23 protein-coding genes are annotated in these 25,658 nt (G+C 73.0%); 6 read left to right on the forward strand and 17 right to left on the reverse strand.

Annotation, left to right across the window (positions count from 1 at the left end; genetic code table 11):
- The first annotated feature begins 159 nt into the window (after positions 1-159).
- Positions 160-1,524, forward strand: a complete 1,365-nt coding sequence (locus tag UA75_RS13710; RefSeq protein WP_198043016.1) for a PucR family transcriptional regulator — start codon at positions 160-162, stop codon at positions 1,522-1,524.
- A gap of 77 nt (positions 1,525-1,601) precedes the next feature.
- On the opposite strand, the gene UA75_RS13715 is transcribed toward UA75_RS13710, so the two are convergent.
- The 4 genes from UA75_RS13715 to UA75_RS13730 form a co-directional block, all read right to left on the reverse strand.
- A complete protein-coding gene (locus tag UA75_RS13715) occupies positions 1,602-2,207 on the reverse strand; it encodes a MaoC family dehydratase (RefSeq protein ID WP_318533350.1) in 606 nt (201 codons plus the stop codon).
- Positions 2,204-2,962 carry a 3-oxoacyl-ACP reductase FabG gene (fabG, locus tag UA75_RS13720; protein ID WP_075740569.1) on the reverse strand — a complete coding sequence of 253 codons (759 nt, stop codon included), beginning with the start codon at positions 2,960-2,962 and terminating at the stop codon, positions 2,204-2,206. Before fabG ends, UA75_RS13715 begins: the two co-directional genes overlap by 4 nt.
- Positions 2,963-3,076: 114 nt before the next feature.
- Positions 3,077-4,264, reverse strand: coding sequence for a thiolase family protein (locus UA75_RS13725; protein ID WP_075740570.1), 1,188 nt, complete (start codon positions 4,262-4,264; stop codon positions 3,077-3,079).
- A gap of 116 nt (positions 4,265-4,380) precedes the next feature.
- Entirely contained in the window at positions 4,381-5,532 is a 1,152-nt protein-coding gene (locus UA75_RS13730; protein WP_075740571.1) for an acyl-CoA dehydrogenase family protein, read from the reverse strand.
- Positions 5,533-5,699: 167 nt separating this feature from the next.
- Between UA75_RS13730 and UA75_RS13735 the strand changes: the two genes are divergently transcribed.
- The 4 genes from UA75_RS13735 (at position 5,700) to UA75_RS13750 (ending at position 11,159) form a co-directional block, all read left to right on the forward strand.
- Entirely contained in the window at positions 5,700-6,398 is a 699-nt protein-coding gene (locus UA75_RS13735) for a TetR/AcrR family transcriptional regulator C-terminal domain-containing protein (RefSeq protein WP_075740572.1), read from the forward strand.
- Positions 6,399-6,933: 535 nt separating this feature from the next.
- Positions 6,934-8,391, forward strand: a complete 1,458-nt coding sequence (locus UA75_RS13740; protein ID WP_083683188.1) for an aldehyde dehydrogenase family protein — start codon at positions 6,934-6,936, stop codon at positions 8,389-8,391.
- Complete coding sequence (locus UA75_RS13745) at positions 8,388-9,485, forward strand: alcohol dehydrogenase catalytic domain-containing protein (protein ID WP_075740573.1); 1,098 nt, start codon at positions 8,388-8,390, stop codon at positions 9,483-9,485. Before UA75_RS13740 ends, UA75_RS13745 begins: the two co-directional genes overlap by 4 nt.
- Positions 9,486-9,866: 381 nt before the next feature.
- Entirely contained in the window at positions 9,867-11,159 is a 1,293-nt protein-coding gene (locus UA75_RS13750; RefSeq protein ID WP_075740574.1) for a glycosyltransferase, read from the forward strand.
- Between the two features lie 333 nt (positions 11,160-11,492).
- On the opposite strand, the gene UA75_RS13755 is transcribed toward UA75_RS13750, so the two are convergent.
- From UA75_RS13755 to UA75_RS13815, 12 genes are all read right to left on the reverse strand, one after another.
- Positions 11,493-12,071 (reverse strand): 1,2-dihydroxy-3-keto-5-methylthiopentene dioxygenase, encoded by a 579-nt coding sequence (locus tag UA75_RS13755; RefSeq protein ID WP_075743791.1) that lies wholly within the window; start codon positions 12,069-12,071, stop codon positions 11,493-11,495.
- Positions 12,071-12,748 carry a methylthioribulose 1-phosphate dehydratase gene (gene mtnB, locus UA75_RS13760; RefSeq protein ID WP_075740575.1) on the reverse strand — a complete coding sequence of 226 codons (678 nt, stop codon included), beginning with the start codon at positions 12,746-12,748 and terminating at the stop codon, positions 12,071-12,073. Before mtnB ends, UA75_RS13755 begins: the two co-directional genes overlap by 1 nt.
- The gene (mtnC, locus tag UA75_RS13765; protein WP_075740576.1) at positions 12,745-13,482 is read right to left on the reverse strand and encodes an acireductone synthase; all 738 of its coding nucleotides are present in this window, start codon (positions 13,480-13,482) and stop codon (positions 12,745-12,747) included. The genes mtnB and mtnC overlap by 4 nt, the downstream gene beginning before the upstream one ends.
- Complete coding sequence (locus UA75_RS13770; RefSeq protein WP_083683189.1) at positions 13,479-14,645, reverse strand: s-methyl-5-thioribose-1-phosphate isomerase; 1,167 nt, start codon at positions 14,643-14,645, stop codon at positions 13,479-13,481. Before UA75_RS13770 ends, mtnC begins: the two co-directional genes overlap by 4 nt.
- 223 nt (positions 14,646-14,868) lie before the next feature.
- Positions 14,869-16,056, reverse strand: a complete 1,188-nt coding sequence (locus tag UA75_RS13775) for an acyl-CoA dehydrogenase family protein (protein ID WP_075740577.1) — start codon at positions 16,054-16,056, stop codon at positions 14,869-14,871.
- A complete protein-coding gene (locus UA75_RS13780) occupies positions 16,053-16,835 on the reverse strand; it encodes a nucleoside phosphorylase (protein ID WP_075740578.1) in 783 nt (260 codons plus the stop codon). Before UA75_RS13780 ends, UA75_RS13775 begins: the two co-directional genes overlap by 4 nt.
- Positions 16,832-17,746, reverse strand: coding sequence for an ABC transporter permease (locus UA75_RS13785; protein WP_075740579.1), 915 nt, complete (start codon positions 17,744-17,746; stop codon positions 16,832-16,834). The genes UA75_RS13780 and UA75_RS13785 overlap by 4 nt, the downstream gene beginning before the upstream one ends.
- Complete coding sequence (locus UA75_RS13790; protein ID WP_075740580.1) at positions 17,743-18,768, reverse strand: ABC transporter permease; 1,026 nt, start codon at positions 18,766-18,768, stop codon at positions 17,743-17,745. The genes UA75_RS13785 and UA75_RS13790 overlap by 4 nt, the downstream gene beginning before the upstream one ends.
- Positions 18,765-20,339 carry an ABC transporter ATP-binding protein gene (locus UA75_RS13795; RefSeq protein ID WP_083690692.1) on the reverse strand — a complete coding sequence of 525 codons (1,575 nt, stop codon included), beginning with the start codon at positions 20,337-20,339 and terminating at the stop codon, positions 18,765-18,767. The genes UA75_RS13790 and UA75_RS13795 overlap by 4 nt, the downstream gene beginning before the upstream one ends.
- Before the next feature lie 7 nt (positions 20,340-20,346).
- Complete coding sequence (locus UA75_RS13800; RefSeq protein WP_075740581.1) at positions 20,347-21,381, reverse strand: BMP family ABC transporter substrate-binding protein; 1,035 nt, start codon at positions 21,379-21,381, stop codon at positions 20,347-20,349.
- 422 nt (positions 21,382-21,803) lie between these two features.
- Complete coding sequence (locus UA75_RS13805) at positions 21,804-22,544, reverse strand: hypothetical protein (RefSeq protein WP_075740582.1); 741 nt, start codon at positions 22,542-22,544, stop codon at positions 21,804-21,806.
- A gap of 647 nt (positions 22,545-23,191) precedes the next feature.
- On the reverse strand, positions 23,192-23,917 hold the full coding sequence (locus UA75_RS13815; protein ID WP_075740584.1) for an SDR family oxidoreductase: 726 nt from the start codon (positions 23,915-23,917) through the stop codon (positions 23,192-23,194).
- Positions 23,918-24,000: 83 nt separating this feature from the next.
- On the opposite strand from UA75_RS13815, the gene UA75_RS13820 reads away from it, so the two are divergent.
- The gene (locus tag UA75_RS13820; RefSeq protein ID WP_075740585.1) at positions 24,001-24,894 is read left to right on the forward strand and encodes a LysR family transcriptional regulator; all 894 of its coding nucleotides are present in this window, start codon (positions 24,001-24,003) and stop codon (positions 24,892-24,894) included.
- A 161-nt stretch (positions 24,895-25,055) separates the two neighbouring features.
- On the opposite strand, the gene UA75_RS13825 is transcribed toward UA75_RS13820, so the two are convergent.
- Positions 25,056-25,628 carry a TetR/AcrR family transcriptional regulator gene (locus UA75_RS13825; protein WP_075740586.1) on the reverse strand — a complete coding sequence of 191 codons (573 nt, stop codon included), beginning with the start codon at positions 25,626-25,628 and terminating at the stop codon, positions 25,056-25,058.
- Positions 25,629-25,658 lie beyond the last annotated feature (30 nt).

A 25,658-nucleotide genomic window follows, 5' to 3' on the forward strand; every position in this document is an offset into this window, starting at 1 on the left:
CCGGGCCGACCGTGCTCCGGGCGGCGTCGCGCCCCGCCGCGGGTCGAGCCTGCCTCCGCCGACGACCCGTCGCGCCCGGGGACCGATGCGTCGGAAGCGGCGGAAGTCCGCGAGTCGAGAGCCGTGAATCAGCGCCCATGTCGAGGTCGAGGGAGAGCCATGGTGAGACCGATGACGGCGGGCCGCACGGGCGCCGAGTCGTCAGAGCCCGTCGGGCCGCCGATGTTCGGCGGCAGGCTGCGCCGCGTCGAGCCGCAGCACGGGTCGGCGTCCTCACGATCCGCCCGGCTGGACGCCCGGTCGCTGCCCGGCCTGCCCGAGGCCAGACCGCCCATCCGGTCCAGGGCGGACGGCACGGCGGTCGCGCTGCTGCACCGGACCGCCGCCGTGCTGCTCGGCGAACTCCCCGAGCTGACCGATCGGCTGGTGACCTCGCTGCGGGCGCAGGAGTCGGCCTACCGAGCGGCGGCGGTGGACCGTGATGAGCTGTGGCAGGAGGTGCACGAGTCCCTGGAGAACAACGTGCGTGCCCTGCTGCGGCCGAAGGAGACCAGGGAGCCCGCGCGGCGGTGCTCTTGGCGGATCGGCGCGCTGCGTGCCGAACAGGGCATTCCGCTGGACGCGCTGCTGCACGCCTTCCGGCTGGGCGGCGGCATCGTCTGGCAGGGCCTGGTGGAGACCGCGACCCGGAACGATCCCGACGACGTCCACCTGCTCGTCCACGTGGCGGCCGACGTCTGGAACTTCGTCGACGAGCACTGTGGACTGGTCGCCGAGGCCTACCGGCAGGTGGAGACCAGGCTGACCAGGCGCCGCCACGAGCGGCTGCGGGCCCTGGTGGGAGCCGTGCTCGACGGGGCTGCGCGCATCGCCGACGTCCCGGCGGTCGCCGCCGCGCTCGACCTGCCGGAACACGGCCGCTACGCGGTGGTCGTCGTGACCGGCGGCGAACGCAGCTCCTACCGGGGCTCCTTCCTACCGCCGGAGGTCGCGGGCGCGCGGATCGTCTGGCACATCGGCGCGGAGTCCGATCGGGGCATCGTGCTGCTCGGCGCCGAACGCGGCCTCGAGGAACTGGCCCGATCGCTGCGGGTTCCCGCAGGCGGGCGAGCGGGCATCAGCCCGGTGGCGGGCGGACTCGCGGCGCTGGGCTCGGCCTGTCGGCTCGCCGAGATCGCGGTGACCACCTGCACTCGGGACGGCGAGGCGGCGCTGCTGCACGACCACCTGCCCGCCGCGATGGCCGTCTCCTGCCCGGATCTGGGCGCCGCGCTCGTCGAGCGCGCCCTCGGCCCCGTCCTCGCGCTGGACGCGCCCGACCGGGAACTGCTGCTGTCGACGGTGACCGCCTGGCTCGACAGCGACGGATCGGCGCTGCGAGCAGGCAGTCTGCTGTTCTGCCACCGCAACACCGTGCTCAACCGACTACGCCGCTTCGAGCAGCTCACCGGCCGATCGCTGAACCGGCCCCGCGACCTCGTTGAGCTGTCCCTCGCGCTGGAGGCCCGCCGAGTCCTGCCGTGAGGCGTCTCCGGCGGGCCTGCGGTCGGCGGCCGGGCCCGCACGGGCGGCCGAGGAGTGGCCGCGCCGTGCGAGCGAGATCACTCGGCCGGGTACAGCCGGGAGACGGTCTGCGCGACACAGCACGGGCGCTCGGCGTCTCGCGCCGTGACGGTGACGGTCGCGACGAGCTGGAGGGCGCCGTCTCCGAGCGGCGTCGCCTCGTCGATCCGGCTGGTGGCCCGGACCGCGCTGCCGGTGCGCAGCGGTGCCGGGAACCGCACGCGGTTGAGTCCGTAGTTCACCCCGGTCCGCACGCCCGCCACCCGGTACAGGCCCCGGTTGAGCATCGGCAGCAGCGACAGGGTCAGGTAGCCGTGCGCGACGGTCCCGCCGAACGGGCCGTCCGCCGCCCGCTCCGGATCGGTGTGAATCCACTGTCGATCCTCGGTGGCCTCGGCGAAGGCGTCGACGCGGGCCTGCTCGATCAACTCCCACGGGCCGGGGCCGATCACGATGCCCACCGCCTCGGACAGCTCGGCGAACGAGGCGAAGACGCGCAACGGGACCGCGTCCGAGGTCGGCTCCGGAGCCGCCGACCGCGCGCCCGTCCCGACCGCCGCGTCACCCGCTCCGGCCGGGTCCTGGGAAACCGCCGCACGTGGGCCGGGAACGCGATCGTCTTCGGCATCGCCTCGGGCGGTCACCGCGCACCGCCGTTGACGTAGAGCGTCTGGCCGCTGACGTAGGACGCCGCGTCGGAGGCGAGGAAGGCGATCACCTCGGCCACCTCCGTCGGTTGTCCCACCCGGCGCAGCGGGATCTGTGTCGCGGCCCGCTGCTGGTGATCGTCGGCCTCCAGCCCCACGCGCTGGGCGGTGGCCGCCGTCATCGCGGTGGCGATGTAGCCGGGTGCCACGGCGTTGACCGTCACCCCGAAGGGGCCCAGCTCGATGGCCAGCGTCGCCGTCAGGCCCTGGACGCCCGCCTTGGCCGCCGCGTAGTTGACCTGGCCTCTGGCGCCCAGCGCCGACCGGCTGCTGAGATTGACGATGCGGCCGTATCCGGCGGCCACCATGGGCTGCTGCGCCGCGTGGCAGCAGAGGAACATGCTGGTCAGATTGGTCGAGATGACCGCGTCCCACTCGGCGGCGGGCATCTTGAACAACAGGTTGTCCCTGGTGATCCCGGCGTTGTTGACCAGGATGTCCAGCCTGCCGAAGCGGTCGAGGACCTGGGCGGTCATCGCCGCCACGTCACTCTCCACCGCGACGTCGCAGCCGATCGCGACGGCGGTGCCGCCCGCCTCGACGATCTCCGCCGCGACGGGCCTGGCCCGGTCCTCGGTCAGGTCGACCACGGCCACCGACGCCCCGTCGGCGGCCAGCCTGCGCGCCGTGGCGGCGCCGATGCCCTGCGCGGCACCGGTGACGACGGCGATCCGTTCGGCGAATCTGCTCACGGTGATCCCTCTCTCGATGATGTGACGTCTCGGTCGTCTCTCACGGGTGTGTCGGCGGTCGGGGTGGCGTCTTCGGTGGCTCTTGATGCCATGCCGCCGCAGGCCTTTCGTTGATCAATCGCGGTCGATCAGCATCGCCGTGCCCTGTCCGACGCCGACGCACAGCGTCGCCAGTCCTCGCCTCGCGCCGGTCCGCCGCATGCGGTGCAGCAGGGTGGTCAGGATTCGAGCGCCGGAACAGCCGAGGGGATGCCCGAGGGCGATGGCTCCGCCGTCGGGGTTGACCAGCTCCGCAGGCAGCTCGAGCGCATCGACGACGGCGAGCGTCTGCGCCGCGAACGCCTCGTTGACCTCCACCGCGTCCAGGTCCGCCACGCGTCGGCCCGTCCTGGCGGTCACGGCGCGGACGGCGGGCACCGGTCCCAGCCCCATGACGTCGGGGTGCACGCCGACGCTGGCGCCTCCCGCGTAGCGGCCGAACGGCGTGACCCCGAGATCGGCCAGCGCCGAGTCGCTCACCAGCAGCAGGCCTGCGGCGCCGTCGTTCAGCGGCGAGGAGTTGCCCGCCGTCACGGTGCCCCCGGCGCGGAACGCGGGGCGCAGGCTCGCGAGTCGCGCAGGCGAGGTGTCCTCCCGGATGCCCTCGTCGGCGTCGACGAGATCGCCGTCGGGGGTGCGGACCGGCAGCAGCTCGTCGTCGAAGCGGCCTGCTGCCCGAGCCTCGGCCGCCCGGCGATGGCTGCGCAGCGCGAAGGCGTCCTGACGCTCCCGTGAGATCGAGCACCGGGTCGCCACCTCCTCGGCCGTCTCGCCCATCGCCAGCACGCCGTGTCGCTCGCCCGCCTTCTCGTTGACCAGCCGCCAGCCCAGCCTGGTGTCGGCCAGTTCCATCGTGTGAGGCAGACCGTCGGCGGGACGCGGTAGCACGAACGGGGCTCGACTCATGGACTCCGAACCGCCCGCCAGCACGACCTCGGCCTCGCCTGCGGCGATCGCCCGAGCGCCGGTGATCACCGCCTCCAGCCCGGAGGCGCACAACCGGTTCACCGTCGCCCCCGGCACCGAGTCCGGCAGGCCCGCGAGCAGCACGGCCATCCTGGCCACGTTCCGATTGTCCTCACCGGACTGATTGGCCGCGCCCCAGTAGACGTCGTCGATCCTCGCCGGGTCCATGGCCGGCACGTCGGCGAGCAGGCCCGCGATGACCTGGGCGGCCAGATCGTCGGGTCGGACGGCGCGCAGTGCCCCGCGCAGTCGGCCGATCGGGGTGCGACGGGCGGCGACGAAGTGGACGGCACGCATGGTCGGGCTCCTCGGAGGGGACGGTCGGGCGGAACGTGTGGTGCGCCTTGGCACACTCGTGGCATCGGACCGCCGCCGCAGACACCGCGTCGGGGCCCTCGGCAGGCGGCGCCGACCTATCTGAAGGCGCCGACGCCGGTCAGCGCCCGGCCGATGATCAGCTGTTGGATCTCGGTGGTGCCTTCGTAGAGCGTGGTGACGCGGGCGTCCCGCAGATACTTGGCCACCGGGAACTCGTCGAGATAGCCCGCGCCGCCGAAGACCTGCACCGCGTTGTCGGCGGCGCGCACGGCGGCCTCGCTGGCGAAGAGCTTGGCCATCGAGGACTCGGTCTCGAAGGGCTGGCCACGGTCCAGGAGATCGGCCACCCGCCAGACCAGCAGGCGCGCGGCGGCGGCGTCCACGGCGATCGAGGCGATCAGCCGCTGCACGAGCTGGTGGCCCGCGACGGGCCTGCCGAACTGCTCGCGCTCTCGGGAGTAGGCCACCGCGGCGTCGAGTGCGCCCTGCGCCACCCCGACGCACCCGGCCGCCACCGACATCCGGCCCTTGGCCAGGGCGGACATCGCGATGCCGAAGCCCCGGTCGACCTCGCCCAGCCGGGCGGAGTCGGGCAGCAGCACGTCGTCGAAGGTCAGCTCGGCGGTCGCCTGGCCGCGCAGGCCGAGTTTGCCGTGGATCTCGCGGCGGGTCAGACCGGGGGAGTCGGCGGGCACCAGGAACGCCGTGATCCCCCGAGGGCCAGGACCGCCGGTCCTGGCGAAGACCACGCAGACCTGCGCCCAGGTGCCGTTGGTGATGAACGTCTTCGCCCCGGTGAGCAGCCAGCCGTCGTCCTGCCTGCTCGCACGGGTCCGCAGCGAGCCTGCATCCGATCCGGTGTCCGGTTCGGACAGTGCGAAGCACCCCAGCGCCTCCCCGGAGCACAGCCTGGGCAGCCACCAGCGGCGCTGTGCCTCCGTGCCGTACGCCAGGATCGAGGCGGCCACCAGGCCGAGGGACACCGAGACCACCCCGCGCACCGAGGAGTCCGCCCGTCCCAGCTCCTCCAGCACGAGGCAGTAGGACAGGTGATCTCCGCCGGAGCCGCCGTAGGACTCGGGGATGGTCATGCCGAGGAACCCCACCTCACCGAGGCGGGGGATCAGCTCGAGGTCGATCGACTCGCGACGGTCCCAGTCGGCGGCATGCGGCACCACCTCACGGTCGACGAAGTCGGCGGCGAGGCGGCGCAGCGCCGCCTGCTCCGATGAGAGGGTCAGGTCCATCTCGCCTCCGTGCCCTGGGAATCGTGTGCCGGGAATCGTGCCCTGGGAACAGCCCCTGGAAATCGTGATCCCCCATAAACTAGCGCTGGAAGTTTATCGGCGTCCAGGGGTGATGTGACAGAGTTCCGTGCGCGGCGGTCGTCGTCCCCGCCGCCGAGGAGGTCGGTATGGCTCGGCCGCGTCAGCCCCGGCTGAGCAGGGCCCGCATCGTGGAGGCCGCCACGGTGCTGATCGACGCCGACGGGCTCGATGCGTTCTCCACGCGACGCCTCGCCCTCGAACTGGGCGTCCGGGGGCCCTCGCTCTACAACCACTTCGCGACCAAGAACGAGATACTCGACGCCGTCGCGGACGAGATCATCGCGCAGGTCGACGTCTCCTTCTTCGCCGAACACGACTGGCGGACGGCGCTGCGCCGATGGGCGCACTCCTATCGCGACGCCCTGGCCGCGCACCCCAACATCGTGCCGGTCCTGGCACGAGGGCCGGGCAGGCGGCCCGCCGCGTTGGCGATGGCGGACGCGGTCTACGGCGGCCTGGTCGACGCGGGCTGGCCGCCCGCGCGGGCCACCCACATCGGCGCCGTGATGCGCTACGTCGTCGCGGGTTCGGCGCTGGGCTCCTTCGCCAGGGGCTTCGAGGCCGATCCCGCGCTGTACGAGGAGGAGCGGTACCCGCACCTGTCGCAGGCGCACCTGCTCGCCGATCACCAGCGCAGCGTCGACGAGGGCGCCTTCGCGCTGGGGGTCGACATGCTGCTCGCCGGGCTGAGTCAGGTCTACGCGGAGGTCGTCGGCCCGCTGCCGCCTGCGGCGGGTAGTTCGGCGACGGGCGGATCTGCGACGACCGGACAGGCCCGGCCTTAGCCGGGGCGGGGTGTGCTCCCGATCGCGGGAGCGCCGGTTCCGAGTGGCCTCCATGCCTCCCGGCGGCCGATGCGGCGGTTCGGCGCCGAGCAGCCGCCTCGACGCCGCAGGGCGCGCGTCCTCCTGGGCGGATCGTCGGTTCGACGGCCGGAGCGTCGCAGTGCCGTCCGCCGTCCGCCCGTCCCGCGGGGGTGGGCGGCCTGCTCGAGTCCGGTTCGCTCCCGTGCCTTGCCGCGTGCGGAGGTGATCACGTCGGGCAGCGTGGGTTTTCGAATCTCGCGTCGTCGGACGTCGTCGCGCCGTTGCCGACCTCGCCGCTGCCGCTGTCCTCCCGGCTCTGTCTTCGCCTTCCCCCGACTTCGTCGCCGTCGCCTCGACGGTCGTCGTGTCGAGCCGCTCTCCCGCGCCGCCCGCCGTCGGCGCACCTCCCGGCCGCAGCCTCTATCGGCGAGGCGGTCGCGGCGCTAAGGTGAAAACTAGCGGCGCTAGTCCACTTTCGTCGCTCACCCTCGGCCGTTCGACGAGCAGGGATGCCATGACCAGCGCAGACGTCGCCACATCAGCCGGGGCGGCGCGAGCCGCCGACCGCAGCAGGTTCTATCTGGACGGACAGTGGACGGAGCCGCTCGGCGGGGGCGTCATCCCCGTCGAGAACCCCTACACCGAGCGGATCATCGCCACGGTGCCCGCCGGGTCCGTACGGGACGTGGACCGGGCGGTGGCCGCCGCCCGTGCCGCCGCGACGCCGTGGGCGGCCACCCCGCCCGCCGTGCGGGCCGAGCACCTCGCCCGACTGGCCGACGCGGTCGCGGCGCGGGCCGAGGACCTCGCCGCCACCATCGGCCGGGAACTCGGTGCGCCGCAGCGGGTGGCCGCCGCCGTGCATGTCGGAATGCCGCTGACGGTGTTGCGCGGCATCGCCGAGACGGCCGCCCGGCCGCCAGCGGAGGAGACCGTCGGCAACTCCCTGGTGGTCCGGGAGCCCGTCGGGGTCGTCGCCGCGATCACCCCGTGGAACTACCCGCTGCATCAGGTGGTCGCCAAGGTGGCGCCCGCGCTGGCGGCGGGCTGTCCGGTGGTCCTCAAGCCCAGCGAGGTGACCCCGCTGACGGCGTACCTCTTCTTCGACGCCGTCCACGAGGCGGGACTGCCGCCCGGCGTGCTCAACCTGGTCGTCGGCACCGGTCCGGTGGTCGGCGAGGCGCTGGCCGGGCACCGGGACGTCGACATGGTCTCCTTCACCGGCTCCACGGCCGTCGGCGCCCGGATCTCCCACCTGGCCGCCGATCGGATCGCCCGCGTCGCCCTGGAGTTGGGGGGCAAGTCGGCCAACCTCGTCCTGGCTGACGCCGACCTGCCCGCCGCCGTCCGTGCAGGCGTCGGCAAGGCCTTCCTCAACTCCGGCCAGACCTGCACCGCGTGGAGTCGGATGCTGGTGGACCGCAGCCGGTATGCCGAGGCCGTCGAACTGGCCGAGCAGTCCGCCCGCCGCTTCACCCTCGGCGACCCCGTCGCCCCGCAGACCCGCCTCGGCCCGCTGGTCTCGGCCGCGCAGCGTGATCGGGTACTCGGCCACGTCGACCGCGCCGTCGCCGACGGAGCCAGGCTGGTGATCGGCGGATCCGACGCCGAAGTGCCCGCGCAGGGCCATTTCGTCGCCCCCACCGTGTTCGCCGACGTCGATCCCGACGGCGCGCTCGCTCAGGAGGAGGTCTTCGGCCCGGTCCTGGCGATCATCCCCGTCGCCGACGACGCCGAGGCCGTCGCGGTGGCCAACAACTCGCGCTACGGCCTCGCCGGAGCGGTCTGGTCCGCCGACGCCGAACGGGCGCTGGCGGTGGCGCGGTCGCTGCGTACCGGCGCGGTCGACGTCAACGGCGGTGCGTTCAACCCCGCCGCGCCCTTCGGCGGCTACCGCCAGTCCGGTCTCGGCAGGGAGTTGGGCGCGCACGGCATCGCGGAGTTCACCGAGGTGAAGGCGATCCAGCGATGAGCGGCGGACGCACCGTGTCGGCCCTGCTGGCGCGTCGTGCGGACCTGTCGCCCACTGTGGAACAGGTGCGGCTGCCCGATCCGGGACCGGGCGAGGTCCGGGTCCGGATTCGGGCCGCCGGGGTCTGCCACTCCGATCTGTCGATGATCAACGGCACGCTCGCCCCGTCCTTCCCGCTGGCACTCGGCCACGAGGCGGCGGGCGTCGTCACCGACGTCGGGCCGGGGACCGATCGCGTCTCCGGCGGGGAGCACGTCGTGCTCAACTGGTCGCCTGCGTGCCGGACCTGCTGGCATTGTGCGGCGGGCAGGCCGTGGTTCTGTGACACCGCAGGCAGGCCGTCCTCGGCACGGGGCGCCACCGCCGACGGCGCGGCGCTGCACGTCACGCTCGGTCTCGGCGCACTCGCCGAGGAGGTCGTGGTACCGCAGCACGCGGTCATCCCGGTGCCCGCCGAACTGCCCTTCGACCAGGCCGCGCTGCTGGGCTGCGCGGTGCTGACCGGCGTCGGCGCCGTCCGCAACACCGCGCGGGTCGCGGCGGGGGAGTCCGTCGTCGTGATCGGACTCGGCGGGGTCGGCCTGTCCGCCGTCCTGGCCGCTCGCGATGCGGGCGCGGAACAGATCCTGGCGGTCGACGTCACGGAGTCCAAGCACGCACTCGCGATCGCGGCGGGCGCGACGGACTTCCTCGTCTCCGACGGCGGGCTCGTCCGCTCGATCCGGGCCCGCACCGACGGGCGCGGCGTCGACCACGCCTTCGAGTGTGTCGGCCGGGCGACGACCATCGAGACCGCCTGGCGCTCGGTGCGGCGCGGTGGCGGGGTGATCGTCGTCGGCATGGGCGCTCGAGACGACGTGATCAGTCTCAGCGCACTGGACGTCTTCCACTCCGGCCGGGTGCTGCGCTCCTCGGTGTACGGCGCGGCCGATCCCGACCGCGACGTGCCCGCACTGGCCCGCGACGTCCTGGCAGGCGATCTCGACGTGACTCCGCTGATCACCCACCGCATCTCCTTGGCCGAGACGCCCGCCGCCCTCGATCGACTGGCGAGGGGGGAGGGCGCCCGCTCGGTGGTGTCCTTCCCGGGCTGACCCGCCCCTCCGCAAGGTCGGTCGGGCCTCTCGTGGCGGCCCGGCGAAGCGTTACGGCGCTGTGCCGGACCCCCGTCCTGCGGCGCCGCACCAGGCCCGCCCTGCGCATTGGCGGCCGTCGAACGGCGTGCCGAGGTCGCCGCCCCGCACCGGTTGCAGGCTGCCCGCCGCGCCGACCGACGGCGATCCCCGGCGGGCGCGGCGACGAGCCTCGAAGCCCGCTCGAGAGCGACTCGAGGACGAGTCGTGTCAGTCGATCGCGGCTTGTCCTGTCGCCCGGCGACGCGAGACGCTCGCGCGCAGCGGTGATCAACTGTCCGATTCACCGACGACGTCGCTAGTCCGACGAACCTGATTCGTCGGGTGAGAGGAAGGGGATCGATGCGGATACTCCTGGTGGCCGCGCCCGGCGTCGGGCACCTGCTGCCCGCCGTGCCGACGATGTGGGCGGCGCGTGCCGCAGGCCACGAGATCCTGGTGGCGACCACCGGGCCGAGCCTGGACATGGCGGTCCGCTCCGGCTTACCCGCCGTCGACGTCTCGCCAGACGGCAGCGCCACCGCCGGCTACCATCAACTGGCGCCCCGCGCCCTCGCCCGCCGCACGGCAGGCGAACACGCCACCGAGGGCGATCCCGCCGCACAGTGGCAGGGGATGACCGCCGCGTTCGGAAGTTCCTGGTCGGCGGTCCGAGACCACCGACCCGCCGAGGACGCCGACTTCCTGGCCTCGTTGTTCGCCGTGAGCGGCCGGATGATCGACGGGACCGTGCGCATCGCCCGTGACTGGCGAGCCGACCTCCTCGTGTTCACCTCGTTCCTCGCGGCAGGCGAGATCGCCGCGACCGCGGTCGGCATCCCCTCGGTTCTGCACGGCATGGGCCTGCCCCATCCGCCCGCCACCGGACTGCTGGGCGTGCTCGACGACGTCGCGACCCGCCACGGCGTCGCGGACCGTCTCGAACCGCCCGCCGCCGTGGTCGACCTGTGCCCCGAGATCCTGCGCCCGCCGAGGTCGGCTCGCGGACTGCCGCTGCGCTACGTGCCCTACAACGGCGGCGCGTTGCTCAGCGACGTGGTCTGCGCGGTGCCCCGACGTCCTCGGATCTGCCTGACGATGGGCTCGGTGCTGCCGGGCGCGGGCGTGGACGAGGTGGTCCAGTCGGCGATCACGGTGGCGGCGGCCCGCGACGCCGAGGTCGTCCTCGCCGTCGACACGCCGGACGAGACGATCCGCAGGCGACTGCCGTCGAACGTCATCGTGTCCGGCTGGGTCCCGCTCAGTTCGGTGCTGCCGCACTGCTCGGTGGTGGTCCACCACGGTGGATCGGGCACTACCTTCACCGCGTTCGCCCACGGCACCCCGCAGCTCGTGCTGCCGAGAATGGCCGATCAGCCCTTGAACGCCGACGCGGTGCGGCGCAGCGGATCGGGCGTCGTGCTCGCCGAGCGGGACCTCGACGTCGCCACGCTGACCAGCAGTCTCGACCACGTCCTGGGCTCCGCCGACATCCGGCGCAGCTGCGCGCTGGTCCGTGCCGAGATCGAGGCGATGCCCGGCCCGGAGGCACTCCTCGTCCGACTCGCCGAACTCGGCGGTCGGCAGGCGTCGCCCCCCGCGCCGCGCGGGCAGGCGGACCCGGCCCGCTCCGCCGCACCGGGCTCCGCCGACTAGCGCGGTGCGGCGGCGCGGCCTGCCGCCGACAGGACCGCTGGTGAATCGCCCCCGTCTGTGCGGCCAGGGTCGGCGAGATCACCCCCGGCCGGAAGGCCACCAGACACCGCAGCCTGCCCGGTGCGGCGGTGGCCAGACCCAGCGCGGCGTAGACGACGAGCCCGATGCCGATCACGTCGGCGCGCAGGAGCTCGCGCGCGTTGTTGATGAGACAGCCCAGTCCGGCGTCGCGTTGACCTGTTCACCGACGCCCCGGCCACGAGGCACCACAGGCCGCGCGGGAACGCTCCCGCGCGGCCGGAGAGAGAACAGCTGAACCGTCGTGCCCCGGGGTCAGCCCCGCCCGGCGGCCAGCTCGTCGAAGCTGGGGAAGCGGTGTGCGATGGAGTCCTCGATGAAGTCGCCCACCCAGCCCTCCTCGTCGTGGAAGAACCGCACCGACACGTAGTCCGGCCGGGAGCCCATGTCGAACCAGTGCGTGGTGTTCGCGGGCACGCTCAGCAGATCGCCCGCCTCGCACAGCACCGCGTGCACCTTGCCGTCGACGTGCAGGTAGAACACCCCGGAACCCCTGGCGAAGAAGCGGTCCTCGTCGTCGTCATGGGTGTGCTCGGACAGGAAGCGCTTCCGGGCGGATGCCGCCTTCTCCTGCCACTCCGCGTCATCGCTCGGCGTCATGTGCAGCGCGTCGACCAGCACATAACCCTGTTCGTCGATCACCTTGTCGACGCGCTCCCGATAGGCGGTGAGCACCTCCTCGGAGGTGGGCTCGGCGGGCAGGTCCGTCACCACGGGCCACTGCTCGAAGCGGACCTTCAGCTCGGCGAGGACCGCGCTGATCTCCTGGGGGTCCTCCGTGCGTCGCAGCACCGAGGTCGGATCGTCCTCGGGCCAGACCGTCAACAACGTCATCACGTCCACCTGCCTCTCGCCGTGTGCTCCCCGGCGTCGGCCCTGGTCTCCAGGGTGAACCGGAGCAGCCACTCCAGGCACTCCGCGCGATTCCGCGCCGAATGCAGGTCCTCTCCCCACACATACAGGCCGTGCCGAGCCACGATCAATGCCGGGGTCGCCGGATCGAACCCCGCCTCGAAGGCGTCGCCGAGGACGGTCATGTCCTGGCTGTTGGCCACCACCGGCACCGTCACCACGTCGTCGTGCGCGGCACGGCCGAAGCCCTTGAGCATCTCCAGGTCGCGCAGCTCCACACCTGCGGGCCACCGCTCGGCCGCGACCACCGGGGCGAGCACATGGACGTGCACGACGGCGCCCGCCCCGGCGACGGCGGCGATCCTGGCATGCAGCCCGGCCTCCGCCGACGGCCTGCGGGCAGGCTCGGGGCCGCCGGGCACCGCCTCGCCCGACCCGTCGACGACGACGAAGTCCCGCGAGGTCAGCTCGTCCTTGTCCAGCCCGCTGGCGGTCACGGCCAGCCGCAGCGGATCGTGGTTCAACGTCACCGACAGGTTCCCAGAGGTGCCGCGCATCCAGCCCATCCGCGTGTAGCGGGCGGCCTCCTGCGCCAGCGCCCGGCCCGCCTGGTCGAGCTGCGTCGCACTGGGCGTGAACGTCGTAGGGGAGTCGGTCATCGCGAATCGTCCTTTGCGGCCGCCACGATCTCCACCTCGTCGAAGGACGCGATCGCCCGGTGCGGCCCGAAATCGGCCTCGGCGAAGGGCTCGCCCGACCTCGCCAGCCCGACGGTCTGCCAGCCCGCCTCGGCGGCGGCGTCGAGTTCGGCGGGCACGTCGGAGAGGAACACGATCTCGCCCGCAGGCGGATCGCCGAGGCCGGCCGCGATGGCCCGGTAGGACGGCGCCTCCCGCTTGGGCCCGGCGTTGACCGTGTCGAAGTGGTGGCGGAACAGGCCGGTGACGTCGCCTTCGTTGCTGTGGGAGAAGGAGGCGATCTGGCCTGCGACCGAGCCGGAGGAGAACACCGCCAAGTCCAGCCCGCCGTCCCGCCAGCGCCGCAGCGCCGGGAACGCGTCCGGGAAGTACTGCGAGATCAGCTCGCGTCGCGCGTAGCCCTCCTGCCAGATCAGGCCCTGGAGGCTCTTGAGCGGGGCGGCCTTGCGGTCGGCGTCCATCCAGGAGTGCAGCACCGCGACGATCTCGGCGGTGCCCGCGTCGGCGGGCAGTCCCGCCTCTGCCCTGGTCGCCTCGACGGCCGCGCGTACCTGCTCGTCCTCGGGGTGGGCGTCGATCCAGGGCCCGAGCCTCGGCCGCGCGTAGTCGTAGAGCACCACGTGCACCTGGCTCGTCGGGGTCAGGGTCCCCTCGATGTCGACCACGACCCAGCGGGCCGTCAGACTGCCGGTCATGACGTCGTGTCCTCTCTGTTGCGGTGATAGTCGGCCAGCAGGCCGGGGTCCAGGGCGCCCCGATCGGTGACGACCCTGGTGACGAACCTCGGCGGGGTGACGTCGAACGCCGGGTAGTGCCCCCGCACCCGCAGACTCGCGGTGCGGCGTCCCAGCGTGTGCAGCACCTCGTCGCCGTCGCGGTACTCGATCGGGACGTCGGCGGCGGTGCGGGCGCCCGCGTCGGGCGTCTGCACCTGCGCGTAGAAGGGCACGTCGAAGGCGTGCGCGGCCACGGCGAGACCGAGGGTCCCGACCTTGTTGACCACGTGTCCGTCCATCGTGACCCGGTCCGCCGCCGTCACCAGCGCGGACACCAGCCCCTCCGCCAGGATCGAGGCGCCCATCCCGTCCGTGACGAGGGTGACGTCCACGCCCATCTCGGCCAGCGTCTCGGCGGTGAGCCGGGCGCCCTGGAGATACGGCCGCGTCTCGGTGCAGAAGAAGCGCAGTGTCCGACCGCGCCGCGCGGCGGCGGCGACCGTCTCCACCAGGTAGAGGTCGGCCCAGCAGTGGGTCAGCACCGTCGCGCCGTCGGGCAGCAGGGCCGCGGTGTGCTCGCCCAGCGCTCGGCTGCGGGATCGATAGTCCTCGTCACCGGCTCGCGCGCCGCGCAGGGCGGCCTCGACGAGGGCGTCCCCGGTGGGGAAGCCCGCAGGCGGCCGCGCCGCGTCGACACCTGCGGGGTCCGAGTCGGGTGTTCCCGGCTCCGACAGCTCGGCGAACACCGAGGCGACCGCCTTGCGCAGCGCGTCGTTGGTGGGACGGCTGGCGATCAGCGCCCGGCCTGCGGCGACCAGTCGGGAGTGGGCGGCGGGCGCGTCCAGATCGCGGGCCTGCCTGGCGGCCAGCACCATCGCCCACAGTGCGGCGAAGTACGGCCCGGAGGACTGGGTGACCATGTCCTTGATGGCAGTCGCGACGTCCTCGGCAGTGCGGCAGTGCACCCACTGCCGCTCGAACGGGAAGACCCGCCGGTCCAGGATGTGCACCCCGTCGTCCGCCAGCCGCACGCTGTGCGCCAGGACCGGGCCCGGCGCCTCGGCCGGGGCGATCGGGGCCTGCGGATCGGGCCCGCCGCTCGCCGCCCGCGTGGTCGCGGTGGGCTGCTCCGCCGCCGTCATGTCCTCACACCCCTGTTCCCGCTCGTCGTCTCTGTCTTGTCATGCGTCGCCTGCGGTCCGGCGGCTCGCCCTGCCGCCGGACCCGGGCTCCGTGACCCGGCCGCCGGCGCCGCCGAGACGGGCAGGCCACCGGCCCGGACTCGGCGACTGGACTCCGCACCGGAGGCCCCGACCGAACCCGAACCCCGCGCACACCCGAACCCGGCGAGTCCGAACCCGAATCTCAGCTGTAGCCCGTCACCGGCGGCAGCTCGCCGGTGAGCAGATGACGGCCGATCTCGCGGGCCTTGTAGCTCACCGGGTCGTGGAGCGTCAGCGTGCGGGCGTTGCGCCAGTAGCGGTCCAGCCCGTGGCGGGCGCCGGTGGCCCGTGCTCCGGTCAGCTCGAAGATCCTGGTGCCCACCTCGTTGACCACCTCGGTGCTCACGACCTTCGCCCTGGAGATCAGCACCCCCAGCTTGCCGCGCCGCTCGGCCGTCAGCCCGGTGCCCAGCGCCTCGGCTGCCTCGAACGCGCGCGAGGCCGCGTCCACCAGCAGCGTCGCCGCCGTCAGCCGGGCGTCGAGCCTGCCGTACTCGGCGAGCACATACGGGTCGTCGGTCGCCGCCTCCACTCCCGACAGCGGCCAGGCGCGGGACTGCTCGGCCGTGTAACGGCCCGCCTCGCCGAGCGCGCCCTCGGCGATGGCGACGTGCAGTCTGCTCAGCAGCAGCTGGAAGCCCAGCGGGCTCAGCGAGTCCCGCCACGCGCGCGGCTCGTCCGGGGCGGGCTGCGCCCCCAGCACGTCGCCCTCGGGCACGAACGCATCAGTGAACTCGACGCCGCCGCTGGCCGACAGCCGTTGTCCGAGGTTGTCCCAGTCGCCCAGATAGCGGATTCCCGCCGCCGAGGCGTCCAGGGTGAAGGCGATCTTGCGGCCGGTGTCGGCCTCGGTGCCGCTGGCGATCAGCCGGTCGGCGACGCTGGCCCCGGTGGCGAAGAACTTCCGTCCGCTGACGGCCAGCCCGCCCGGCACCGCCCGGGCGACCAGCGCCGCGTCCCGAGGGTTGCTGACCCCGGCCCAGAACCAGCCGCCCTCGACCGTGGCGCGCTCCAGCCGGGCCTGCTGCTCCGGCACGTCGAACAGGCGGGTCCGCCAGAGCTGGAAGTAGTGATAGCCCAGCAGATGACCGATCGAGGCGTCCGCCGCCCCCACCGTGGCGATCACCCGGTGCGCGGTGGGCCAGTCGCCGCCCAGCCCGCCGTGCTCGACGGGCACCAGCAGCCGCAGCAGGCCGGACTCGCGCAGCAGTGCCACCTCTGCGACCGGCTCGGCGCCCCGGCGTTCCCGCTCGACGGCGTCGGCGCGCAGCCGCGCGGCCACCTCCTCGGCGATGTGCAGCACGCTCGGCTGTTCGATCGGCGTGCTCATACTCGTTCTCCGCTCTCGGCCAAGGCGATCAGCGCGTCCAACACGACGTCGGCGCTGCGCCGTACCGCGTCCACGACGACCTGTCGGTGCGGCGCGTAGGTGGTGGCGTCCACGTCGTCGTCCCCTGCATAGCCGTCCACGACCAGTGCGCCACCCGCGCGCAGCCCGCGCAGGCTCGCGAACACGTACAGCGCCGACAACTCCATCTCGATGGCCGCCACCCCGGCCGCCGTGTACTCCCGCACCGGCAGGGTCAGCACCGCCGGGCTGAACGCCGCCCTGGTCCACACGACGCCGCGCCGATGCGTGACGCCGTGCGTGCGTGCCGCCGCCGTCAGCGCCAGCGTCGCCTCCGGCGTCGCGAAGGCCGGGTACTCCGGATGGACGAGCTGCTGGGAGACGCCGTCGTCGCGCACCGCGGCCTCGGCGATCACCAGGTCACCGTCGCCGATGTCGCGACGCAGCGATCCGGCCGTGCCGAAGCGCAGGAACGTGTGCACGCCCGCCTCGGCGAGTTCCGCGAACAGGCACACGGCGCCGGGTCCGCCGACGCCGTGCGAGGACACCACCAGCTCGACACCCCGCCAGGTGCCCGCATACGTCCGGTACTCGCGATTCTCGCCGATCAGCCTCCCCTCGGTGAGCCGGGCCGCGACGGCGTCGGCACGCGCGGGGTCGCCGACGACCAGGGCCAGGCCGGGCAGGCCGCGTCGGGGGATCTTCGTCACGGGCAGCACGTCGGCCGTGCCCTCGGCCTGCGAGTCGGGGGAGTCGGTCATCGAGTGAGGGTCCCTTTCGCCTCGTCCCGTCGCCGGATGCGACGGCTGGAGAGGAACAGTGCCACGAGGGTCACCACGTACGGCGCGGCGTCCGCCGCCTGCTGCGGAAGGCCCACGGCCTGGAGCCGGAAGCCGAACGCCTCGGCGAGACCGAACAGCAGTGCCGCCAGGAACACGCCGATCGGTGCCGCCAGACCCAGCATGACGGCGACCACCGCGATCCAGCCACGTCCCGCCGTCATGTTCTCGGCGAACAAGGTCACATTGCCCAACGCGAGCTGGGCGCCGCCGAGCCCGCACAGCGCGCCGCCCACGACGATCGCGCCGTAACGGTGTCGGGTGACGCTCACGCCCAGGTTCGTCGCCGCCTCGGGGTTCTCGCCGACGCCGCGCAGCCGCAGGCCCCACGGATGCCGGTAGAGCAGCACCGCGAGCCCCGCCACCGCCAGCCAGGAGAGATAGAGCAGCGGGGAATGGCCCGACAGCACCGGGCCGAGCACGGGGACGTCGGCCAGCAGCGGGATGTCGACCCGCCCCAGGCCCTGCAACGCGGGGTCGCTGAAACTGCCCTGCGTGCCGAACACCGTGCGCAGCAGGAAGGCCGTCAACCCCACCGCCAGCATGTTCATCGCCACCGACAGCACGATCGGATCGGCGCCCAGCGTCACGTGGCCGACCGCCAGGATCAGCGAGAACGCCGCCGAGGCCGCCATCGCCGCGAGCACGCCCACCCAGGCGCTGCCGCTGAACCAGCTGCCCGCCACGCCCGCGAAGCAGCCGACGAGCATGGTGCCCTCCAACGAGATGTTGAAGACCCCCGCCCGTTGACACAGCGCCCCGGCCAGGGCGGCGAACAGGATCGGGGTGAGGGCCCGCAGCGCGGCGGCGAACAGTGCCGGATCGATCGTCATCGGGACCCTCCCCGGCGGCGCAGCAGACCGGTGGACGCCGCGAGGAACACGATGATCACCGCTTGCAGGATCGCCGTCAGCTCACGCGGCGTCTGCGTGACCCGCTCCATGTCGAAGCCGCCGTTGGTCAACGCGGCGAAGAAGAACGCGGCCAGGGCGGTGCCGACCGGGCTCGCCCCGGCCAGCAGCGCGGCCATCAGCCCGATCCAGGTGTACTGCGGCGAGATCAACGCACCGTCGATGAAGCGGAACGGGAAGCCCAGCACCATGATCGCACCCACCAGGCCAGCCATACCGCCGGAGGCCGCCAGCAGCCGGAGAGTCAGCGCGGGCCGGTCGATGCCCGCATAGGCGGCGAACCGGGGACCGGCTCCGGTCATCCGCACCTCGTAGCCCGCCGGGGTCCGCGCGTCGACGACCAGGAACACCACCACGACCGCCAGGACGGCGAACAGCCCGATGGTGACCTCACCGAGGCCGATCCCGGGCAGCGCCACCCCCTCGGGGAGCCGCCTGCTCTGCGGGAGACTGGAACCGGGGTCGGCGAGCGGGAACCGCACCAGGTACGAGGCGAGCGACATCGCCGGGTAGCTCAGCAGCAGCGAGCTGACCAGCAACGGGACGCCCAGCGATGTCTCGCACAGGGCGGCGAGCGCCGCGTACGACGCCCCCGCCAGCACGCCGCCTGCCACCGCGAGCAGCACCGTGAACCCGGCGGGCAGCGGACTGTGCAGGCCGATGATCACCGCCGTGATCGCGCCGAGGACGAGTTGACCCTCGCCGCCGAGGTTCACCATCCCGGCCCGCAGCGGGATCGCCAGGGCTATCGCCATGCCCAGCACCGGCACCAGATACGCCAGCGTGCCGGGAAAGCCGTCGGGGCCGAACGCGCCCACCACCAGCGCCTGATACGCCCGCAGCGGGTCGGCCCCGGTGGCGGCGAGCAGCACCGTGGCGACGACGAACGCCGCGCCGAGCGCGATCAGCACCGCGCCCCGGCGCCCACGCAGTACGTCGGTCATGAGTCACCCGCCATCGCCAGTCCGAGCCGTTCCTCGGTCGCCTCGTCCCGCGACAGCTCGGCGACCAGCCGACCCTCGTAACACACCAGGACGCGGTCGGACAGCCCGCGGATCTCGCTCAGCTCCGCCGAGACGAGCAGCACCGCATGCCCGGCGTCCCGGCAGGCGATCAGCTCCGCGTGCACGGCCTGCACTGCTGCGATGTCCACGCCCCGGGTGGGCTGCTCGACCACCAGCAGCGGAGCCTTGCGGGTGATCTCCCGGCCCAACAGCGCCTTCTGCTGATTGCCGCCGGACAGCGAGCGGATCGGCGAGCGCGTGTCGCCCGCCCGCACGCCGAAACGCTCGATGATCGCCCTGGCATGGGCGTGCATCGCGGCCGGGCGCAGGAGCCCGCCCCGCGAGCGCAGGCTGCCTCGCTGGAAGCCGGCCGCGAGATTCTCGGCGATGGACGCGCCGGGCGCGGAGCCCACCGCGCCCCGGTCCTCGGGCAGGTAGGCCAGGCCTGCCCGCCGTCGGGCCGCGATCCGCAGCCGGGTGACGTCGGCGTCCAGCACCCGGACCTCGCCGCCGGAGGCGGTGCGCAGTCCGACGATCGCCTCGATCAGCTCGCTCTGGCCGTTGCCCGCCACCCCGGCGATGCCGACGATCTCGCCCGCTCGCACGGTGAAGGAGGCCGAGTCCACCAGCGGTCGGCCGCCCCGCCTGGCCACCGTCAGCTCCCGCACCGCAAGTACCGGCCTGCCGGGGGAGCCGGGGGGATGCACGATGTCCAGCTCGACGTCGCGGCCGGTCATCGCCGAGGCCAGGCTCGCCGCGCTCGCCTCGGCGGTGGGGATCACCTGGGCGACCCGGCCGTCCCGCAGCACCGTCACCCGCCTGCTGACCGCGAGCACCTCGCCCAGCTTGTGCGTCACCAGGATGACGCTGCGTCCTTGCGCAGCCAGGCCGCGCAGCACGTCGAAGAGCCGGTCCACCTCGTCCGGGGTGAGCACGGCGGTCGGCTCGTCGAGGATCAACACGCGGGTGTCCCGGTACAGCAGCTTGAGGATCTCCACCCGCTGGCGCACGCCCAGCGGCAGGTCACGCACCCGGGCGTCCGGATCGACGCCGAGGCGGAACCGCTCGATCAGCTCGACGACCCTGGCGCGGGCGGCGGCGCGATCCACGAGTCCCCGCCGGACCGGCTCCTGCCCGTAGATCACGTTCTCGGTGACCGACAAGCCGGGGAAGAGCATGAAGTGCTGGTGCACCATGCCGATGCCCGCCGCGATCGCCGCAGCGGGCCCGGCGGGCTCGACTCGCTCGCCGAACAGCTCGATCTCGCCCGCGTCCGGGCGCAGCGCGCCGTAGAGGATGGACATCAGGGTCGACTTGCCCGCCCCGTTCTCGCCCATCAGCGCGTGGATCTCGCCGCGTTCGACCCGCAGGTCCACGCCGTCGTTGGCTACTACGCCGGGGAACCGTCGGGTGATTCCGCGCAGGACGACCGCGGGCGACTGCTCGTCGACACTGCTGTCGGGGGCGTCGGCGGGCCTGCCGCGCGGGTCGTCGGAGGTGCTGTCCGTCATCAGGTGGTCACGAGCCCGCCGGGTCGACGACGGTGATGTCGCCCGCGACGATCCGATCGCGCAGGGCGGCGACCTCCTCGATGACCTCGGGGTGCTCGGCGATGGTGCACTGCGACTCGCTCGCGTCATCGAGCAGCCCGCTCAACGACAGGCCGTCCTCGGCGAGGCCGTAAGAGCGGTCATCGCCGGGCGCACCGCCCAGGATCGCGTCGATGCCGTCGGCGATGACCACGTCGGTGCGCTTGACCACGTTGTCCACCACCTGGCCCGGGCTGGCCGGGCACTGGTTGGAGTCGACGCCGAAGGCGAAGAACCCGCCCTCCTCCGCCGCCTCGAAGACGCCGAGGTTGCCCGCCGCCGAGGCCGCGCCCATCACGTGGTCCACACCGCTGCCTGCCAGCGTGCCCGCCAACTCCTTGGCGCGGGCCGGGTCGTTGAACGGGTTCTGACCGCCGATGAAGAGCTGGGTGAACTCGACGTCCGGGTTGGTCTGTGCGGCGCCCTCGCCGAAGGGGTCGGAGAAGCGGTGGAACTGCGGGGAGTCCAGCACGACCACGGCGCCGACGTGGTCGGTCTCGGTGAGCAGGCCCGCCTGGGCGCCCGCGAGGTAGCTGGCCTCGTGCTCGCGGAAGGTCGCGCAGGTGACGTTCGGGAAGCTCTCCTCGGTGCAGGAGTCGATGAACAGGAACTGCTGTTCGGGGTTGCGCTCGGCCTCCTGGGCGAGGACGTCGGCGAAGTTGAAGCCCACCGCCACGACCACGTCGGGCGCCTCCCGGACGGCCGCGGCCATGTTCTGCTGGATCGAGGCGGGGTCGCTGCTCTCGTAGACGCTGGAGGTCCCGCCGTGCTCCTCGGCGGCGTTCTCGACGCCCTCCACGGAGAGCCGGAGGAAGTCGTTCACGCCGATCGGGTTGGGGGTCACCAGCACGAAGGACGGTCCGTCGGCCCCGTCGCCTCCGGTCTCGTTCGACGAGGCGTTGCAGCTCATGGCGGCCACGGCGGTGAGCGAGAGCACGGCGGCATATCGGAGGGAGCGCGGCATGACGGTCCTTCGAGGCTCGAACACGGTGGGTGACACCAAGGCTGCGCGACGCGGCCTGGCCTCACCCGAACGGTCCAGTGGATGGTATGCGGATAGCCACGATATGAGAACTCGACACCGATCTTCACCGCTGTGATCCCAGTATATGAAACTTCTCCAGCTTCCTCGCGTGGTCGGATGCGCTCCCGAGCGCAGACGATCCGAGGTCACCGCGACCGCTGACCAGCTCCCCGCAGGCCGGGACGACCCTGCGCCCGGTCGTCCCGTCGTGCGGGACCGCCGTGACCGACCGCCTGACCGACAGGCCGCGCCCCAGGCCGCCGCCGCTGCCCCGCCGTGGCCCGGCCGCCCGCTGCCGCCCGCCGCAGGCCACGGCGGGCCGGTTCCGATCGTGGCCCGGCCCGCCGAGGCGACCGTCGCGCTCAGCCTCCTGCGGGCACCGCCTCCGCCACCAGGATGTCCTCGCCCTCGCCCAGGTCGTAGACCGCGATCTGATTCCGCTGTGCGCCGACCCGCAGCGACTCCTCGCGATCGGTGTAGCGCTCGGAGACCCCGATCACCAGCTCCTCGGTGTCCGGGTTGATCCAGCCCCCCAGGTAGGAGCCGGTTCGCTCGGCGAAGAACTCGCGGTTGGTCAGCAGGAACTCGTCGACCTCCGCCTCCAGCGCGTCGGTGTCGGCGAGCAGTGTCCCCGCCAGCGTGAGGCCGGGCGCGTCGTCGAAGGACACCATGTAGCCGTCGGTCGGCACGTCGCCGCGCACGCCGATGCTGAAGCCGGTGTCGCCCGCCGCCGCGTCGAGGGCCGCGCGGCGGGCCTCGTGGTACTCCGGGTCGCAGATCGCGGCGAGGAACTCGTCGGCGGGATCGAGTTCGGCGGTGCAGGACACCTCGGCCGAGTCGGCTTCGTCGTCCGCCGCCGTGTCGGCCTCGACGGTCGTCTCGATCGCTGCGGTGCCGTCGCCCGAGGCACTGTCGGTGTCGTTCTCAGGACCGCCGAGCAGCGGCCAGGCGACGAACCCGATCAGCGCGAGCACCACCAGCACGGCCGCGCCCACGCCCCACCGCCACGCGCCGCCTGCGGCCGCACTGCTCGGCCGGGCGTCGTCCTGCCCGGCTCGCGTGCCGCCCGCGTCGCCGTCCGGGTCTCGGTCCGTCGTACTCATCTGTCGTCCCTTCGGCCGGGGCAGCCCGGCATGCCGTTCGTATCCGGGCAGATCACACCCGGATGGGCGCCCCGGCTGCCACCCGTTCGGGGGTATCGGCCGATTTCTCCCGCAGGGTGGGACATAGCGGGTCGGGTCGGCCTGCCGGGTCCGGCTTGGCGGAACACCGGTGCCGGGTCGCGCGCCGCATCCCGGTCGTCGTCCGCGACCCTGCCTCGACGGGGACGGAGCTGGTCACCAGCGCGCTCGAGCGCGCGCCGCCGCCGTCGGCAGGTCGCAGCGGGTGCCCGACCGCGTCCAGCCGAACACCGCGCCGCAGTACCGCGTCCGCGTGCACCGCGTGATTCCGGCAGACGGCCCGCCGTCGGACGGCCGCCCCGCAGTCGGCCCGCTCGGCAGACCCGAGCGGGCCGGCGACGGCGCCCGGCTTCGGCTGCCCCCGGTGCTGCGCGACCACGCGCGGCTGCCTGGCCGACGCCGACATCCCGCACCGACCTCCGACGCCCGGCGCCGTCGATCAGGCCCGCATGCTGTCGTCAGCGCAACGGCGGCGCCGCGCTCGAGCACGTCGATGCATCACCACTAGGCCGAGCGCCGAGTCTCGTCGTCCCGGTCCGACCGACCAGGTCGACGAGCATCCCACCGCCTCACCAGGGGATGACGCCCTCATCGTCGAAGAAGCCGCCGCGCGGCCCGTCATCGGGCAGGGTGGCGAGTCGGATCGCGATCGCGGCACCCTGCTCCGGCGTCCTCGGCGAGTTGAAACCGGTGAAGTCGGTCGCGACGTAGCCGGGGCAGCAGGCGTTCACGATGACGTTCGTGTCGGCGAGTCGGCGGGCGTACTGCGCTGTGATGCTGTTGAGCATCGACTTCGACGGTGCGTACGCGGCCAGGATCGGGCCGGTCTGCAGCGTCAGCGAGCCCATGTTGCTCGACACGTTGACGATGCGCGGCGAGCCTGCGCGGCGGAGCAGCGGGAGCAGCGCGTTCGTCACCCGGATCACCCCGAGCACGTTCGTGTCGAGAACGGTGCGGACGACGTCGAGGTCGAGCGTCGTCGGGTCCTGCGCGTCGCCGTCGGTCCGGCCTCCGATGCCCGCGTTGTTGACGAGTACGTCGAGCCGTCCCGCCGTCCGCTCGACGGTCGCCGCCGCCGAGGCGACGCTCTCGTCGGAGGTGACGTCGAGGGCGACCCCGAATGCGTCGACGCCTGCGGCCCGCAGCTTCTCCACAGCCTCCTGGCGCCTGACCTCGTCGCGCGCGCCCACCGCGACCGTGAAGCCGATCGCCCCGAGTCCTTGTGCGATGGCGAAGCCGATTCCCTTGTTCGCGCCGGTGACCAGCGCGGTCTTCGTGTCGTTCACGCGATCCATGCTCGCGGAGTCGCCTGCCTGCCGTCCAAGATCGATTCGGTCAGTGCTGATACTCCCCGGGTATCAGCCGGTAGGCTTCGTCGGTGGACGATCTCGAGACCCGCGAACTCCGGTACTTCGTCGCCGTCGCCGAGGAACTGCACTTCGGCCGCGCCGCCGATCGGCTCGGGATCGCCCAGCCGCCGCTCTCGCGCGCGATCCGGCTGCTGGAGCGGCGGCTCGGTGTCCGGCTCCTCGACCGTGACCGGCGTGGCGCGGCGCTCACCGACGCAGGCCGGGTGCTGCTCCGCGAGGCCCGCGAGGCCCTCGACGCGGTCGCGGCCGCGGCGCGTCGGACCCGGCGGGCAGGCGAGCCGTCGCGGCCGCTGGTGCTCGTGACGAAGGCCGGGGCTTCGCACGAGCTGCTGCAACGACTCCTCGACGCGGTGGCGAGCGAACCCGATGCGCCACCGATCGACGTCCTGCTGTGCGAGGTCGGCGAGCAGGCGCGGGCGCTGCGCGACGGGCGCGCCGACGTGGCGCTCATGCACCGGCCGGTCGACGACCTCGTCGGGTTCGACACCGAGGACCTCTGCGTCGAAGGCCAGATCGCGCTCCTGCCCGCGAACCATCCGCTCGCCTCCCGCGATCAGCTCACGCTGGCGGAGGTCAGCGACGTGCCGGACCTGCCGATTGCCCGATGGCCCCGGCTCGACGGGTCCTACCCGGACGGCCCTGGGCCGGAGGTGCGCACCCAGTCACAGCTCGCTCAGCTCGTGGCACTCGGCAGGACACTGCTCGTCATTCCCGCCTCCAGCCGTGCCTGGCAGTGGCCCGATCACGTGGCGGTGCCCGTCGTCGACGCGCCCCACATCACCACGGTGATCGCCTGGCCGTCGAGCCGTCACTCACCGGCGACGGCCTCGCTCGTCCGCGCAGCGGCCGCGCTCCGCAGCACCACGCCGCCTGCGCCCGAAGGCCCTGTGCCCGAGGGCTGAGCGCCTGGTGGTGGGGAGGTACGGGTCAGGATGCCTGCTCGACGGCTGCCGCAGCGGACGGCGCCATGATCCGGCGACACGTTGGCGCTGCTCAAGCGGTGCGAGTCGGAACGCCTCGAGCGAGCCGGTCACCCGGCGCGGCCCGCAGGCGGTTCGCCTGCTCAGGCGTCCCGCCCGAGGACGCCGTGTTCCAAGGTCCGAATGACGGACTCGATGGCGGAGTGTCGTGACATGGCCTTCTCGCCGACGGCGTCCCACGCCGCCGAGAGCAGGTACCACAGCATGCGCCGAACCCAGTCGGTGCTGAGGGCGTCGTCGAAGTCGCCAGCGGCCCGCCCGCGTTCCAACATCCGCTCGACCGGCCCCTCGGTCGCGGCCATCCTGGCGTAGAAGGCCTCATTGCAGTCGACGTGCAGCTCGTTGACGATGAACATGACGCGGGGTCCGATGTCGAAGTAGCCGTGCAGCAGGCGGCGCAGCGCCTCACGAGGCGTGCCGTGATCGAGTTCGGCCTCCGCGACCGCCCGGCCGAGCCGCTCGAGCAGGTCCTCCGACATCGCGACGATCAGCTCGGTGCGATCGGTGAAGTAGCGGTGCAGGGTGCTTCGGCCGACCTCGGCCGCCTCCGCGATCTCACTCATCGATGCATACGGGCGTTCCCCCAGCAGCGTGCCTGCTGCCTCGAGGATCGCCTGCCTCGTCCTGGTGCGGAAGCCTGCCTTCACGGTGGACACGGGGACATGGTCCCACCGTGGGCGGCTATC

Source organism: Actinoalloteichus sp. GBA129-24 (assembly GCF_001941645.1).
Lineage (GTDB): Bacteria > Actinomycetota > Actinomycetes > Mycobacteriales > Pseudonocardiaceae > Actinoalloteichus_A > Actinoalloteichus_A fjordicus.